12 protein-coding genes are annotated in these 15990 nt (G+C 63.2%); 11 read left to right on the top strand and 1 reads right to left on the bottom strand.

From position 1 onward, the window contains the following. The first annotated feature begins 7 nt into the window (after positions 1–7). From nuoN to dnaE, 9 genes are all read left to right on the top strand, one after another. Positions 8–1447: an NADH-quinone oxidoreductase subunit NuoN gene (nuoN, locus tag GR328_RS05815; protein WP_160883582.1), complete on the top strand. Its 1440-nt coding sequence runs from the start codon at positions 8–10 to the stop codon at positions 1445–1447. Then, positions 1447–2253, top strand: coding sequence for a biotin--[acetyl-CoA-carboxylase] ligase (locus GR328_RS05810; protein ID WP_160883581.1), 807 nt, complete (start codon positions 1447–1449; stop codon positions 2251–2253). The genes nuoN and GR328_RS05810 overlap by 1 nt, the downstream gene beginning before the upstream one ends. A 28-nt stretch (positions 2254–2281) precedes the next feature. Next, a complete protein-coding gene (locus GR328_RS05805) occupies positions 2282–3955 on the top strand; it encodes a ribonuclease J (RefSeq protein WP_160883580.1) in 1674 nt (557 codons plus the stop codon). 30 nt (positions 3956–3985) lie between these two features. Further along, complete coding sequence (gene mce / locus GR328_RS05800; RefSeq protein ID WP_160883579.1) at positions 3986–4390, top strand: methylmalonyl-CoA epimerase; 405 nt, start codon at positions 3986–3988, stop codon at positions 4388–4390. 10 nt (positions 4391–4400) lie between these two features. Next, complete coding sequence (locus GR328_RS05795; RefSeq protein ID WP_246215710.1) at positions 4401–4736, top strand: DUF1467 family protein; 336 nt, start codon at positions 4401–4403, stop codon at positions 4734–4736. A gap of 513 nt (positions 4737–5249) precedes the next feature. Further along, positions 5250–6578 (top strand): proline--tRNA ligase, encoded by a 1329-nt coding sequence (proS, locus tag GR328_RS05790; RefSeq protein ID WP_160883578.1) that lies wholly within the window; start codon positions 5250–5252, stop codon positions 6576–6578. Positions 6579–6583: 5 nt separating this feature from the next. Then, a complete protein-coding gene (locus GR328_RS05785) occupies positions 6584–7858 on the top strand; it encodes a lipoprotein-releasing ABC transporter permease subunit (protein WP_160883577.1) in 1275 nt (424 codons plus the stop codon). Between the two features lie 2 nt (positions 7859–7860). Further along, positions 7861–8556 carry an ABC transporter ATP-binding protein gene (locus GR328_RS05780; protein ID WP_160883576.1) on the top strand — a complete coding sequence of 232 codons (696 nt, stop codon included), beginning with the start codon at positions 7861–7863 and terminating at the stop codon, positions 8554–8556. 608 nt (positions 8557–9164) lie between these two features. Then, positions 9165–12638 (top strand): DNA polymerase III subunit alpha, encoded by a 3474-nt coding sequence (gene dnaE, locus GR328_RS05775; RefSeq protein WP_160883575.1) that lies wholly within the window; start codon positions 9165–9167, stop codon positions 12636–12638. 49 nt (positions 12639–12687) lie between these two features. Here the strand turns inward: dnaE and GR328_RS05770 are convergent, their stop codons facing one another. Beyond that, positions 12688–13491, bottom strand: coding sequence for an alpha/beta fold hydrolase (locus tag GR328_RS05770; protein WP_246215709.1), 804 nt, complete (start codon positions 13489–13491; stop codon positions 12688–12690). Between the two features lie 412 nt (positions 13492–13903). Between GR328_RS05770 and GR328_RS05765 the strand changes: the two genes are divergently transcribed. Both GR328_RS05765 and tsf read left to right on the top strand, forming a co-directional pair. Then, the gene (locus GR328_RS05765; RefSeq protein WP_160883573.1) at positions 13904–14920 is read left to right on the top strand and encodes a 30S ribosomal protein S2; all 1017 of its coding nucleotides are present in this window, start codon (positions 13904–13906) and stop codon (positions 14918–14920) included. Positions 14921–15027: 107 nt separating this feature from the next. Then, complete coding sequence (gene tsf / locus GR328_RS05760; RefSeq protein ID WP_160883572.1) at positions 15028–15957, top strand: translation elongation factor Ts; 930 nt, start codon at positions 15028–15030, stop codon at positions 15955–15957. The last annotated feature ends 33 nt before the right edge of the window (positions 15958–15990 follow it).

The following is a 15990-nucleotide window of genomic DNA, read 5'->3' as shown; positions in this document are numbered from 1 at the left end:
GGTCATGATGAACCCCGTCCTCACCATTCCCGCTTTCGGCCCAGTCCTGCCGGAGATCATCCTGGCAGCGGGGGCTCTGGTCCTGGTCCTGTTCGGCGCACTCCGCGGCGAGCGCCCCGGGGAGAGCATGAACGTCATCGCCCTCGCGCTTCTGGCCGTCGCATTCGTGGCGGTGCTGATGCTGCCGGACGAGCCCGTCGAGACGATGTACGGCTCCTTCATCGTCGACGGCTTTGCCAAGTTCATGAAGGCGCTCACCCTGGTCGCCTCCGCAGGCGGCGTGATCCTCTCGATGGATTACATGCGCCGCGAGGGCATCAGCCGCTTCGAGTATCCGATCCTGATCGTGCTCTCGACCCTCGGCATGATGATGGTGATCTCGGCCAACGACCTGATCGCGCTCTATCTCGGCCTTGAGCTGCTGAGCCTGTCGTCCTACGTGATCGCCGCCTTCGACCGCGACAATGTCCGCTCGACGGAGGCCGGCCTGAAGTATTTCGTTCTGGGCTCCCTGTCCTCCGGCATGCTGCTCTACGGCGCCTCTCTGGTTTACGGGTTCACCGGAAGCGTGTCGTTCCCCGCGATCGCAGGTATCCTCCAGGGGCAGGTGGGCATTGGCGCCATCATCGGCATCGTGTTCGTTTCCGCCGGTATCGCGTTCAAGATTTCGGCCGTGCCGTTCCACATGTGGACGCCGGACGTGTACGAGGGATCGCCGACTCCCGTGACGGCGTTCTTTGCCGCTGCTCCAAAGATGGCGGGCATGGCCATGGCTACCCGCGTCTTCATCGACGCATTCCCCAACATCGTCGGTCAGTGGCAGCAGATCATCGTCTTCATCTCCATCGCTTCGATGGCACTCGGCTCGTTTGCCGCCATCGGACAGCGCAACATCAAGCGCCTGATGGCCTATTCCTCCATCGGCAATGTCGGTTATGCGCTGATCGGGCTAGCGGCCGGGACGGTCGAGGGCATCCAGGGTGTAGGGGTCTACATGGCCATCTACCTCGCCATGACGCTCGGCGCCTTCGCGGTCATTCTCGGCCTGCGCCGCGGCAACGTCATGTTCGAGAACGTCGATGACCTGTCGGGCCTCGCCCGCACGCATCCGGTTATGGCCTTCTGCCTGGCGATGATGATGTTCTCGCTCGCGGGCATCCCGCCGCTCGCCGGCTTCTTCGCCAAGTTCGCGGTGTTCAACGCGGCGATCAACGCCAACCTCGTGGCTCTCGCCATCATCGGCGTCGTGACCAGCGTGATCGGAGCGTATTACTATCTTCGCATCGTGAAGGTGATGTACTTCGACGAGCCTGGGGCCGCCTACGATTCCATGCCTGCCGGCGTGAAACTGGTGCTTGGCCTGTCCAGCGTCTTCGTGGTGCTCTTCGGCATCGTTCCGGCTCCGCTGGTTGCTGCGGCGGGCGCTGCGGCTCGCTCCCTGTTCTGATGGTGGTTCTGTCGCCTGAAGCCGAATCCGCCGGCTACCGGCTCGTCTCCGTCGAGGCGACGGACTCGACCAACGACGATGCACTCCAGGCAGCGCGCTCCGGCGATCCGGGGCCGCTCTGGATCGTGGCGGCGGAACAGCGCGCGGGCAGGGGGCGGCATGGCCGGCAATGGTCGTCGCCGCAAGGCAATCTCTATGCCAGCCTCCTCCTGCCGGATCCCTGCGAAGCGCAGTATGCCCCGCAACTCGGCTTCGTCGCGGGCCTCGCTTTGCACGAGGCCGTCGAGTCTCTTACGGGTATCAGTGCACCGCGCCTTTCCCTCAAGTGGCCGAACGATCTTCTGCTCGACGGAGCGAAGGTTTCCGGCCTTCTCCTCGAAGGTCACAGGCTCGATGGCCGCGGAAGGCTGGCGATCGTGATCGGCTTTGGCGTGAATGTGGCCTTCGCCCCGTCAGGTACGCCTTATCCTGCGGTGGCTCTTCAGGCGGTCAGGCCGGGATTGACCCGCGAAGCGATGTTCCGGGCGCTTTCCGCAGCCTTCGCACGAACTTTTGCCGCCTGGCGGAACGCGGCGCGCATGAATGCCGCCGATCCCTTCGGTCCCATCCGCAGGTTATGGCTGGAGCGGGCGGCCGGAATCGGACAGGAGGTGGCCGTTCGCCTTCCATCCGGTGAGAGGCGCGGTATTTTCGAGGGCCTCGACCGGTCAGGCCGTCTTCAGCTGAAAACCGTATCCGGAGCGGAGCTCATCGACGCGGGCGACCTTTATTTTTCCCATTTGCTGCACGATATAGCCAAACCTTAGCGCTGGCATGACAAGGTCTTGATCAAGTATGGCATCCCCTCAGGACGAATTGGTGTTTCTGCCCCTCGGAGGGCTCGGCGAAATCGGCATGAACGCTGCCCTCTACGGCTTCGGGCCCGAGGCTGAGCGGCAGTGGATTCTGGTCGATTGCGGCATGGGCTTCGGCGGCGAGGAGCAACTGCCGGGGATCGATCTCGTCTATCCGGACCTGCGCTTCATCGAAGAGGAGCGGCACAACCTGCTCGGCATCTTCATCACCCATGCGCACGAGGATCATATCGGCGCATTGGTCGAGATGTGGCCGCGCCTGCGGGCACCGGTCTACGCCACCAAATTCGCAATCGGCCTGCTGGAAACCCGCCGTCTGTCCGAGGCGAACGCGCCGAAGATCGAGCTCAACGAGATCGCGCCCGGGCAGCGCCTGAAACTCGGCGCTTTCGAAATCGAGTATGTGCCGGTGGCCCACTCGATCCCGGAGTCGAATGCGCTCGCGATCCGCACGCCGCAGGGCCTCGTGGTTCATACCGGCGACTGGAAGCTCGATCCGACGCCATATCTCGGCAGCCTCACGTCCGAAGAGGCCTTCCGGAAGCTAGGGGAAGAGGGAGTTCTCGCGCTCGTTTGCGACTCCACCAACGTGGTGCGGGAGGGCGAAAGTCCCAGCGAGGCGGATGTGGCGAAGAACCTGGCAGCCCTCATCGAGGATGCCCCGCATCGTGTCGCCATCACCACCTTCGCTTCCAACGTGGCGCGCATCCGCTCCGTGGCGGAAGCCGCGCGGGAGTGCGGACGTGAGGTGGTCGTCGTCGGCCGTGCCATGGATCGCGTCGTGGATGTCGCGAAGGAGTGCGGCTATCTCGATGACCTGCCGGAATTCCGTTCCGCCGAGAATTTCGGCTACATCCCGCGCGACAAGGTCGTCGCCGTTCTCACCGGCTCGCAGGGCGAGCCGCGCGCGGCGCTGGCACGGATTGCTTCCGACGAACATCCAGACATCGCCTTGACCGCCGGGGACCGCGTGATCTTCTCCTCCCGCGCCATCCCAGGAAACGAGAAGGGCATCGGCTCCATCATCAACAGCCTGATCGAGCAGGGCATCGAGGTCATCACCGACCGCACGGAGCTGGTCCACGTATCCGGTCATCCTCGCCGCGGCGAGCTTGCGAAGATGTACGAGTGGACCAGGCCGCGTATCGCCATTCCCGCCCATGGCGAGCCGCTGCACTTGGCGGAGCATGCCAAGTTCGCGCGACAGCAGGGGGTGCCGGAGGTCGTGCGCGCCAAGAACGGGACTCTCGTGCGCCTCGCGCCCGGCAAGGCCGAGATCATAGACTCCGTCCCGGCAGGGCGGGTCTACAAGGATGGCAATATCGTTATTCCGGCTGGCGAACGCGCCATTCCGGAGCGCCGCAAGCTCGCCTTCGCCGGTATCGTGACCGTCGCCATCGCCATCGACGACCGCGGCGAGATCGCCGGCGATCCGGTAGTGGATGCGATGGGACTGCCTGAGAAGAACCGGCAGGGCCGGGACCTGACGGATATCATCGCCGACACGGTAGCCGATCTGCTTGACAGCTTGCCCAAGGCCAAGCGGCGCGACCCCGAGGCTGTGGAGAACGCCGTTCACCGGGCGGTGCGCGCCGCAGTGAATCAGGAATGGGGCAAGAAGCCCGCCTGTCATGTTCTCGTAATCGAGGTATAAGACGGCCTCGTTCGCTCTTTGGGGGAGCCCATGCTCGGCCGTCTGAACCATGTCGCCATCGCCGTCCGGGATCTCGGGGCGGCTTCCGATCTCTACCGAGGAACGCTCGGCGCTCAGGTGTCGGAGCCCGCCGCACTGGAGGAGCACGGCGTGACGGTGGTTTTCGTCACCCTGCCGAACACCAAGATCGAACTTCTGGAGCCCCTCGGCGGGGATTCCCCCATCGCCAGGTTCCTGGAGCGGAACCCGGATGGCGGCATCCATCATGTCTGCTACGAGGTGGACGATATTCTGGTCGCGAGGGACCATCTTGTGAAGTCCGGGGCCAGGGTGCTGGGTTCGGGCGAGCCGAAGATCGGAGCCCATGGAAAGCCGGTGCTTTTCCTGCACCCGAAGGATTTCAATGGTACCCTCATAGAGCTTGAGCAGGTTTGAGGATAAGCTGTTGACAAAGCTTGTAAAAATCCTTGCGTCTTCGCTCTGGTCGACCCTGGCCGTCGTGGCCGTCATTTCCGCTGTCGGTATTGCGATCGTCGTCAATGGTTTCGATCTGCGGGTGAGCGGAGGCCTCGCCCTCTATTTCGTGATCTGGTGGATCCTTCTCTTTGCGATTCTTCCATTCGGAGTCCGAAGCCAAGCAGATAGCGGAGAAGTCGTGGCCGGCACCGAGCCGGGAGCTCCGGCGGCCCATGGACTCCAGGAAAAGGCGATCTGGACGAGCCTGGTGTCAGCCGTCGTTCTGGTTCTCGTGGCGGCCGTATTTCCGCTGGCGGGACTTTGAGGGCCCGATCGGGGACGATCTTGCGAAACTCCATCGCCATGTCCGGGCTTGGCCCCGGTCGTCCGTGTTTCCGTTCAGCCATGAAGGCGCGATAGCTGGGACAAGAGGTGGGGGGAGAACGCGAAAAGCCCCGGGAAGAAAAGAAAAAGCAAGGCTTTCGCCTTGCTGAAATGCCTTGTTGTGGCGTTGTTTTGATCCTGGCTTTCTAGCACCCGCGCCTCGCTCAGCGCTTGGGGATCGCGTTCCTCCCGAAACTCGGACCGCAGCCTCTGCCTGTTTGAAGGTCTGAGACGTTAGCAATCGTTTTATAGTTGGCTTCCCGAACGGTGTCACTATTTTTGGGCAGGGCCTGATGCATTTTACGGCACTTATTGTATTGATCTTTCGTCTAATCCATTCCGTCGCACGCCTCGGAGCGGGAAGGCAGCTTGTCTTTTCACCGTCGCCTGTGTTGTGTGCTGGAAACGAGTCGTGACTCACTGATCCATTCCTGAACGAGACTGAAGGCGTCCTATGCGTTTGAGCCGCTATTTTCTCCCCATTCTCCGCGAGACGCCGAAAGAGGCGGAGATCGTCTCCCATCGCCTGATGCTGCGCGCCGGGATGATCCGTCAGGAGGCGGCGGGCATCTATGCTTGGCTGCCGCTGGGCCTGAGGGTGCTCAACAAGGTCAGCGCCATCGTCCGCGAGGAGCAGAATCGCTCCGGGGCCATCGAGCTCCTGATGCCGACGATCCAGTCGGCCGATCTCTGGCGGGAATCGGGCCGCTACGATGCCTATGGCAAGGAGATGCTGCGCATCCAGGACCGGCACGAGCGCGAGATGCTCTTCGGTCCCACCAATGAGGAGATGATCACCGAGATCTTCCGGGGCTACGTGCGCTCCTACAAGGACCTGCCCCTGAACCTCTACCATATCCAGTGGAAGTTCCGGGACGAGATGCGCCCACGCTTCGGCGTCATGCGTTCCCGCGAGTTCCTGATGAAGGACGCCTATTCATTCGATCTGGATCAGGCCGGCGCGGTTCATTCCTACAACAAGATGTTCGTGGCCTATCTTCGCACCTTCGCCCGCCTGGGCCTGAAGGCGATCCCGATGCGTGCCGATACCGGCCCTATCGGCGGCAACTTGAGCCACGAGTTCATCATTCTCGCCTCCACCGGCGAGAGCGAGGTGTTCTGCCACTCGGACTATCTCGACTACGAGATCCCGCCGGCGGATACGGATTTCGACGACGTTTCCAGCCTGCAGGGTACCGTCGACAAGTGGACGTCGCTCTATGCCGCCACCTCCGAGATGCACGACACGGCCGCCTTCGATGGCGTCCCTGATGACAAAAAGATGTCCGCGCGCGGCATCGAGGTGGGCCACATCTTCTATTTCGGTACCAAGTATTCCGAGCCCATGGGAGCGAAGGTCATGGGGCCCGACGGGCAGGAGAGGCCGGTCCATATGGGCTCCTACGGCATCGGCCCGAGCCGCCTGATCGCTGCCATCATCGAGGCGAGCCACGACGAGAACGGCATCATCTGGCCGGAATCCGTGGCTCCGTTTGACGTCGCGCTCCTCAACCTCAAGGTGGGGGATGCCGGCACCGACGCGGCAAGCGAGCGGCTGTACCGTGAGCTCTCCGCCGCTGGCTGCGACGTGCTCTACGACGACCGGGACGAGCGGCCAGGCGGGAAGTTCGCCACCGCGGATCTCATCGGTGTGCCGTGGCAGGTACTGATCGGGCCGAAGAGCCTTGCTGAGGGCAAGGTAGAGTTGAAGAACCGCGCCACCGGTGCACGTGAGCTTTTGTCGGTCGACGGTGTGGTCTCACGGCTCACGGCGCATAAATAAGCCTCATGGCCAAAGAATCACCGACCGGGACCAAGCCTTTCTCGCTCTTCGAGTGGATGCTCGCGGGGCGTTATCTGCGCACGCGGCGGCGGGAAGGATTCGTATCGGTCATCGCGGGATTCTCGTTCCTGGGCATCATGCTGGGCGTCGCCACGCTCATCGTGGTGCTCTCGGTCATGAACGGCTTCCGAAAGGAACTGCTCGACAAGATCGTGGGCATCAACGGCCACATCTTCGTGGCGCCCATCGAGAGCCCGCTCACCGATTACCCAGAGGTCGCCGCGCGCATCGCCGCCGTCCCGGGCGTCAGGCGGGCGATCCCATTGGTGGAAGGTCAAGCTTTCGGCTCCTCACAATACAACGGCAGCGGCGTTCTCGTGCGCGGCATTCGCTCCAATGATCTGCGCCAGATCGAGCATATCGCAGGTAATCTTCGCCAGGGATCCCTGGATAACTTCGATGAGGGCGAGGGCGTCGCCATCGGCCGACGCTTGGCCGAGGCCCTCTCGATCCAGGCGGGGGATACGCTGACCCTCATCACACCGCGAGGGGCGGCGACGCCCTTCGGCACGGCCCCTCGCGTGAAGGGCTATCCGGTCAAGGCGGTGTTCGAAATCGGCATGTCGGAGTTCGATTCCACCTTCGTCTTCATGCCTCTCACCGAAGCGCAGAACTATTTCAACCGCCAGGGCGACGTGCAGCTGATCGAGGTCTATCTCAACGATGCCGACCGAGTGGATCAGGCCCGCGCGGCCATCGAGGAGGCAGCAGGCAGGCCGATCCTCATGACCGATTGGCGGCAGCGCAACCGCACGTTCTTCGGAGCGCTCGAGGTGGAGCGCAATGTGATGTTCCTCATCCTCACGCTCATCGTTCTGGTGGCGGCGCTCAACATCATCTCCGGCCTCATCATGCTCGTGAAGGACAAATCAAGCGACATCGCGATCCTGCGCACCATGGGCGCGACGCGCGGCGCGGTGATGCGCATCTTTCTCATCACCGGCGCATCCATCGGCATCGTCGGCACCATCGCGGGCTTCGGACTCGGGCTTCTGCTGGCGCTCAATGTCGAGCACATCCGAGATTTGATCTCCCGACTCACGAATACGAATCTCTTCCCGGCGGAGCTGTACTTCCTCAGCCGTCTGCCGGCTGACGTGAATCCGACCGAGGTCGCGACCATCCTCATCATGGCGATGGTTCTGTCCCTGCTTGCGACCCTCTATCCCTCCTGGCGGGCCGCGAAGCTCGATCCTGTCGAAGCGTTGCGTTACGGTTGATCATGGCGTCCGGACAAACCCAGCCCGCCCTTCACCTTTCTCAGGTCGTGCGTCGCTACCCCCAGGGTGACACCTTCCTGGAGGTGCTGCGCGGGGCAGAACTCGCGATCTGGCCGGGAGAGATCGTGGCCCTCATCGCGCCGTCCGGCACCGGCAAATCCACGCTGCTGCACGTCGCGGGCCTTCTGGAGAAGCCTGACGGCGGCGAGGTCTATGTAGGCGGCAAGCCGACCTCGCACATGGGCGACAAGGATCGCACGCGCGTCCGTCGCGAGGAGCTGGGTTTCGTCTATCAGTTCCACCACCTGCTGCCGGAACTGTCCGCGCTCGAGAACGTGGTGATTCCTCAGCTCATTCGCGGCCTGCCGAAGGGCGAGGCGGAGAACAGGGCCAGCCAGCTCCTAACCTTCCTTGGACTCGGCAAGCGCCTCAAGCACCGGCCCGGGGAGCTCTCGGGTGGCGAGCAGCAGCGTGTGGCCATCGCTCGCGCTGTCGCCAATGCGCCGCGCCTGCTGCTAGCGGACGAGCCCACTGGCAATCTCGATCCGCACACCGCCGACCGCGTCTTCCAGACACTGGTGGCCATCGTGCGCGCCTCCCGTCTCGCCGCGCTGATCGCTACGCACAATATGGATCTTGCCGCGCGGATGGACCGGCGCGTCACCATTCGCGACGGGTTGATCGTCCAACTGCCGTAAACCGTTCTCCGATCCCCTGCGATGAGCGCTTCTGGCCGGGATGACCGGGATCAGGCCCCGGCATCGCGCCGGGGATCCACATCTTGATCGGTGCGGCGGTTCAAAGCCGTGGATGACCCGGACAGGTCCTGCCACGAGGGTGGACGGAGCGTCATCACCCCACATTCTCACGTCACTGCCGGCCCTGTTGCCTGTGACCCACACTGCATGAAGCGCCGCGCTTCACGGAACGAGACGCCGTGACAAAAGACGGCGCGATTCCCGCTCGGGCTTAAGGATCGATTCACCGTCTCTCCACAGGTGCCTCTGCGTATACTTTACATAGAACGTTCGACGAACATAAATGAACACATCGAGAACAGGAGATCAGACATGCTTCGCATCATCATCGAAACCGCCGCTGAAATCACTTCTCTCTTCGTGTTCGGATCGGCCGTGGCAATCTGGGCTCTGGTCCTCGCGCCTATGGCCTGATACGCGCAATCCACACCTGTCCCCACAATTCACAGAGAGCGGGATTCACAGGAAGCTAGTCCTCACCTGGCCCGCTTAAGGGTTTCCTGCCAAGAATCGTGCCACTATGCGTGCCGTTCGTTGAGTAGAGTTTCATGGCACGCATTCTCCAGGATATCGGTTTCGTCCATCTGCACATGCACTCCTCGTATTCACTGCTCGAGGGGGCACTGAAGGTCGCCCAGCTGGCGAAGCTGGCCATTGCCGACAAGCAGCCCGCGCTGGCACTCACGGACACCAACAATCTCTTCGGCGCTCTCGAATTCTCCGAGAAGATGGCCGGTTCCGGCATTCAACCCATCGCGGGTGTCCAGCTCTCCGTCTGCTTCGAGGAGGCGGATCCGATCGCGCGCGTGGTGCCCCAGCCCGCCAATATTGTGCTGCTCGCGCAGACGGAGGAAGGCTATCGCAACCTCATGCGACTCGTGAGCCATGCCTATTTCGGCGTGCCGCTCGGCGAGTCGCCGCGCGTCGTCGCGCCCATCCTCGCGACGCACAGCGAGGGTCTTATTGCCCTGACCGGCGGCTTTAGCGGTCCGCTCGATTCCGCCTTGCGCAACGGCGGGCGTCAGGAACTCGCGCAGGCGCGCCTCGACATTCTCAAGGATGCATTCGGGCACCAGCTCTATGTGGAGATCCAGCGCCACGGCCTCGATGAGGAGCGTATGGTGGAGGGCGAGCTGATCGCGCTCGCTGACCGCAACGGCCTTCCCATCGTGGCCGCCAACGAGCCGTTCTTCTCCTCGCCTAAGGATTACGAGGCGCACGACGCGCTTCTCGCCATCGCGGAAGGCCAAATCGTCTCCAACGACAACCGCCGTCGCCTCTCTCCAGAGCACTACTTCAAGACCCGCCGGCAGATGATGGAGCTGTTCTCCGATCTGCCGGATGCGCTCAATTCCACGGTCGAGATCGCCATGCGCTGCTCGACGCGCGTGAGAACCCGCAAGCCCATCCTGCCGAATTTCGGCACCGGTCCTGATGCCGCCGCGCTCGACGAAGGCGAGGAGCTGCAGCGCCAGGCGGAGGAAGGGCTCGCCCGGCGACTGGCCGCGCACGGACCCGCACCGGGCCTGACAGAGCAGGATTATCACGACCGCCTTGCGTTCGAGATTGGCATTATCCGCAAGATGAAGTTCCCCGGCTACTTCCTGATTGTGTCGGACTTCATCAAATGGGCCAAGCAGCACGACATCCCGGTCGGCCCGGGGCGCGGCTCGGGCGCGGGCTCGCTCGTCGCCTACGCGCTCACGATCACCGACCTGGATCCGCTGCGTTTTACCTTGCTCTTCGAACGCTTTCTCAATCCCGAACGCGTCTCGATGCCCGACTTCGATATCGACTTCTGCGTGGAAGGCCGCGAGCGCGTGATCGAATACGTGCAGAAGCGCTATGGCGAGGAGCAGGTCGCGCAGATCATCACCTTCGGTACGCTGCTGGCGCGCGGCGTGATGCGCGACGTGGGCCGTGTGCTCGAAATGCCTTACGGCCAGGTGGACAAGCTCACCAAGCTCGTGCCGCAGAATCCGGCCAATCCGGTGACGCTGGCACAGGCCATCGAGGGCGAGCCAAAGCTGCAGGCTGCTATCGAGGAGGAGCCTGTCGTCAAGCGCATGCTCGACATCGCGCAGAAGCTCGAAGGCCTGCATCGCCACGCATCGACACATGCTGCGGGTGTCGTGATCGGCGACCGTCCGCTCCAGGAACTGGTGCCGCTCTACCGAGACCCGAAAACCGGCATGCGCGTGACCCAGTTCAACATGAAGTGGGTCGAACAGGCGGGCCTCGTGAAGTTCGACTTTCTCGGCCTGAAAACGCTCACCGTCCTGCGTACGGCGGTCGATCTCATCAAGCGCAAGAACATCCATATTGATCTGTCGGCCTTGCCGCTCGACGATCGCAAGACCTACGAGATGCTTCGGCGCGGCGAGACGGTCGGCGTATTCCAGGTGGAATCGGCGGGCATGCGAAAAGCGCTCGTGGAGATGGAGACCGACCGCTTCGAGGACATCATCGCCCTCGTTGCGCTCTACCGTCCAGGCCCGATGGCGAACATCCCGGTCTATTGCGCACGAAAGCTCGGCAAGGACGAGCACAACAAGAAGGACTGGTACCCGCACGACAAGCTGGAGCCGATCCTGCGCGAGACCTTCGGCATCATCGTCTACCAGGAGCAGGTGATGGAGGTCGCGAAGGTCCTCGCGGGCTATTCGCTCGGCGACGCCGACCTTCTGCGCCGCGCCATGGGTAAGAAGATCAAGGCCGAAATGGACGCGCAGCGCGAGCGCTTCGTGTCCGGCGCGGCCAAGGGCGGTCTCGACAAGGCGAAGGCCAACGAGATCTTCGACCTGCTCGCCAAGTTCGCGGATTACGGCTTCAACAAGAGCCACGCCGCGGCTTACGCCCTCGTCGCTTTCCAGACAGCCTATCTCAAGGCGAACTTCCCGGTGGAGTTCCTGGCGGCGTCCATGACGCTCGATCTCGACAACACCGACAAGCTCTCCGAATTCCGTCGCGAGGCGCAACGCCTCGGCTTCAAGGTAGTGCCGCCGTCCATCAACCGCTCGGGCGTGGTGTTCGACGTGGTCTACGACGGGGAAGGCAAGGGCTCCATCCTCTATGCGCTTGCCGCGGTGAAAGGCGTGGGCCGCCAAGCCATCGAGGCGGTGGTTGAGGCGAGGGGCGGCGAACCGTTCAAGGATCTCGCAGACTTCGCACGCCGCATCAATCCCAAGGCGCTCAACAAGCGTACCCTCGAAAACCTCGTCGCCGCGGGTGCATTCGACGAGCTTGAGCCGGATCGGGCCAAGGCCTGCGCGTCCATCGACGCGATGATGAGTCTCGCTCAGCAATCCTACGAGGCGGCCAATGGCGGCATGATCGATATGTTCGGGGGCATGGCCTCGGCGGATGTGCAGCTTCGCATCCCTCCCTACGAGCCCTGGCCCGCGGCCGAGCGCTTGCAGCGGGAATACGACGCCGTCGGCTTTTTCCTCTCGGGCCATCCGCTCGACGAGTACGGCGATCTCCTGCAGAAGCTCCGGGTCCAGACCTGGGCGGATTTCTGCCGCTCGGTGAAGGCCGGAAACTCGGTCGGCAAGGTCGCCGCCACGATCCTTGACCGGCAGGAGCGCCGTACGAAGACCGGCAACAAGATGGGTATCCTGACCCTTTCTGATCAGACCGGGCAGTTCGAGGCCATCATCTTCTCCGAGGGGCTCGCGCGCCTGCGAGACGTGCTCGAACCGGGCACGGCCGTGGTCCTGATGCTCCAGGCGGGCGTCGAGGGCGAAGAGGTGAGGGCGCGCATCGGCATGGCGGAACCGCTGGAGGAGGCTATTGCCAAGCACCAGAAAGGCATGCGGATCTTCCTCCGCGACGAGCGCCCCATCTCCGGCGTGTATGAACGCCTGAAGGCAAGGGGCGAAGGCGAGGTCGCCCTGGTGTTGATTCTCGACGATGGCGAAAGAGAGGTCGAGGTAAAGCTCCCCGGCAAGTACATGGCCACTCCCCAGATTGCCGGCGCGATCCGGGCCGTGCCGGGGGTGGTGGATGTGCAGATGAACTGATCGGGACTGGTCGATTCGGAGGCAGGCATCCACAGAACGCCGGGGCCCATCAGCGCCCTGTCTCGGTGAAGCTTCCCTTAAGGAAAAGGGTCACTTCGCGAAGCACCCGCTCCGGCTGCTCCCGGTGAGGCACGTGTCCGCATCCTGACAGGATGACAGGGTCGGCCGGGCCGGGAGTGAGGCGGGCGATCCGCTCGGGATGACGCTCCGACCCATACTCGTCCTGATCACCGTGAAGGGCGAGGGTCGGGCAACGGACCTGGTTCAGGGCTTCGTCCAGATTCCAGTGCGCGAAGGACGGCGCAAGCCACGTCTCTGTCCACGCGTCGAGCACCCACCTGGCTTTGTCCCCATGGTATCGCTCAAGGCGCTCGAACTGGCCGGGTTCCTGGAAGGCTGCCTTGGCAATGGGAATGCCGGCGAGGGTGCGGTCCTCCACAAAGGCTTGTGCGGATTCCGTCACAAGCGCCGCGCAGATGTCGGGAAGATGCGCCGCCGTCGCCACGGCCATTCCGCCACCAACGCTGTGGCCGAACGGGATGAGGGCGCCGAGATCCAACTGCTCGCGCAGAAGGGGGATATAGTCTGTCGCCTCGTCGCGAATGAAACTCGTAGGCAGGAAGCCGGGATAAGGGTCCGAACTGCCGAAGCCCAGGCGGTCATATGCCACCACGATCCGCCGGGTGGCGCTTGCGAGACGCTCCGGGAAATCACGCCAGAGTTCGACGCAGCCGAGGGAGTCGTGCAAGAGAACGATAGCCGCTGTGCCGCGTTGCGTGGCCGGCGCCCACACCTTGGCGAAGAGCTTGCCGCTGGCCGTGCCGATCCAGTGGTCGCTCGATCTTACGGCCAATCTCTCACTCCCTATGATCGCGGGGAATGCCCGCCATGGTGAACACGAGGGCGATCTTCTAGGGCCTATCATTCAGGATCTGAAGCTATACATTAGGGCAGCATCGGAACGGCGGGCCGAGTCGCGAGGGGCCGGTCCCTGACGTCGGAGAGAATGCCGGAGAGACCTTGCCGAAGGCCGTACCGGACGCGGAATACAACCGAAACGCCTGCTTGAAACGGCTCAGGACTGCGGAATCGAGGGGCTCCGGCGTCTCAAGGGGCAAGAGGCTATTTCAACTTGCGTTTCTAGGCGTTTGCCCCTATATGCGCCCCCATTCCACACGCGGAAACCGCCTCGTGAGCCCATGAGGTATCCCGGTGGCCGGAAGGTCCGGCCCACTGTTCCGCGGAGGCTTAACCGGAGAAAAACTATGGCGCTTCCTGATTTCTCGATGCGTCAGCTGCTGGAAGCTGGCGCTCACTTTGGCCACCAGGCCCACCGCTGGAACCCGAAGATGGGTCAATACATCTTCGGTACCCGCAACAACATCCATATCATCGACCTCGCTCAGTCGGTTCCGATGATGCATCGCGCTCTCCAGGCCGTCAGCGACACGGTCGCCCGGGGCGGTCGCGTGCTCTTCGTCGGCACGAAGCGCCAGGCAGCCGATGCCGTCGCCGACGCCGCCAAGCGTTCGGCTCAGTACTACGTGAACTCCCGTTGGCTCGGCGGCATGCTCACAAACTGGAAGACGATCTCCGGGTCGATCCAGCGCCTGCGCAAGGTCGACGAGATCCTCGCCGGCGGCGGCCAGGGCCTCACGAAGAAGGAGCGCCTCATGCTCGCTCGTGAGAAGGAGAAGCTCGAGCGTGCTCTCGGCGGCATCAAGGACATGGGCGGCACGCCCGACCTGATCTTCGTCATCGACACCAACAAAGAGCAGCTGGCGATCAAGGAGGCAAACCGTCTCGGCATTCCGGTCGCCGCCATCGTCGACACGAATTGCGACCCGGACGGTATCGCTTTCCCGGTCCCGGCCAACGACGACGCCGGCCGTGCAATCTCGCTCTACTGCGATCTCGTTGCCCGCGCCGCTCTCGACGGCATTTCCCGTGGCGCCGGAGCCATGGGCATCGATATCGGCGAGTCCGAGAACCCGATGGCGGAGGAGCTCCCGGCGAGCGACACGGCTGCCTATGAGGGCGAGCAGTTCGAGCGTCTGGCCGCTCCCCGTGGCGCTCCGGACGACCTGACCAAGCTCAACGGCGTCGGCCCGCAGCTTGAGAAGAAGCTGAACGAGGCCGGTATCTTCCACTATTGGCAGTTGGCTGCCATGCAGCCAGCCGATATCGCTCAGCTCGACAAGGACCTGAAGCTGAACGGCCGTCTCGAGCGTGACGGCTGGCTCGACCAGGCCCGCTCGATGATCGAAGCTGCTGCGGCGTAAGTCTCGCGGCGCTGCCTTGAATGCGGCGGCGCTTGAACGAACGATTGAGCCCGGCGTTCCATGAGCGCCGGGCTCCCTCTATGCAAGAACCCGTGAAAGGATAAGCCATGGCGAATATCACCGCTGCGATGGTGAAGGAGCTGCGCGAGACGACCAGCGCCGGCATGATGGACTGCAAGACCGCTCTTGCCGAAACCAACGGCGACATGGAAGCCGCCATCGACTGGCTCCGCAAGAAGGGCCTCTCCAAGGCTGCCAAGAAGGCCGGCCGCGTCGCTGCCGAGGGCCTCGTCGCTGTCGAATCGTCCGGTCACACCGCTACCATCCTCGAGGTCAACTCGGAGACGGACTTCGTCGCCCGTAACGACCAGTTCCAGGCCTTCGTTCGCGAAGCGGCCAAGATTGGGCTGAACGGCAATGGCACTGTCGAGGCGCTCGAAGCTGCCACGTTCCCGGGCTCCAGCGTCACCGTGAAAGACCGCCTGCAGGAGCTCATCGCCACCATCGGCGAGAACATGACCCTGCGCCGCATCGCGAAGCTCGAAGTCTCGAAGGGCGTGATCGCGTCCTACGTGCACAATGCCGTGTCCGAAGGCCTCGGCAAGATCGGTGTGCTGGTTGCGCTGGAATCCGAAGGCGATGTCGAGGCTCTGAGCACGCTCGGCCGCCAGATCGCGATGCACGTGGCTGCCACCAACCCGGTTGCCCTCGACGCCTCGGGCGTCGACCAGGCCACCATCGATCGGGAGACCGCGATCCTGCGCGACAAGAACGCCGGCAAACCGGATCACGTGATGCAGAAGATCGTCGAGAGCGGCCTGAAGAGCTACTTCAAGGAAGTCACGCTTCTCGACCAGCCCTTCGTGCACGATCCCTCCAAGACGGTTACCCAGGTGCTCAAGGAAGCCGAGTCCAAAGCCGGCAAGCCCGTCAACCTGAAGGCCTTCGTCCGCTATGCTCTCGGCGAGGGCATCGAGAAGGAGGAGGCTCCGGACTTCGCGGCCGAAGTCGCCGCCCAGGCCGGTCTCAAGGCCTAAGACCTCCAGGCACAAAACGGCGGCTGAGAAGCC

Source organism: Microvirga makkahensis, assembly GCF_009830105.1.
Taxonomy (GTDB): domain Bacteria; phylum Pseudomonadota; class Alphaproteobacteria; order Rhizobiales; family Beijerinckiaceae; genus Microvirga; species Microvirga makkahensis.
Note: the sequence above shows the minus strand (reverse complement) of the source record. Positions and strands in the feature narration are given on the sequence as shown.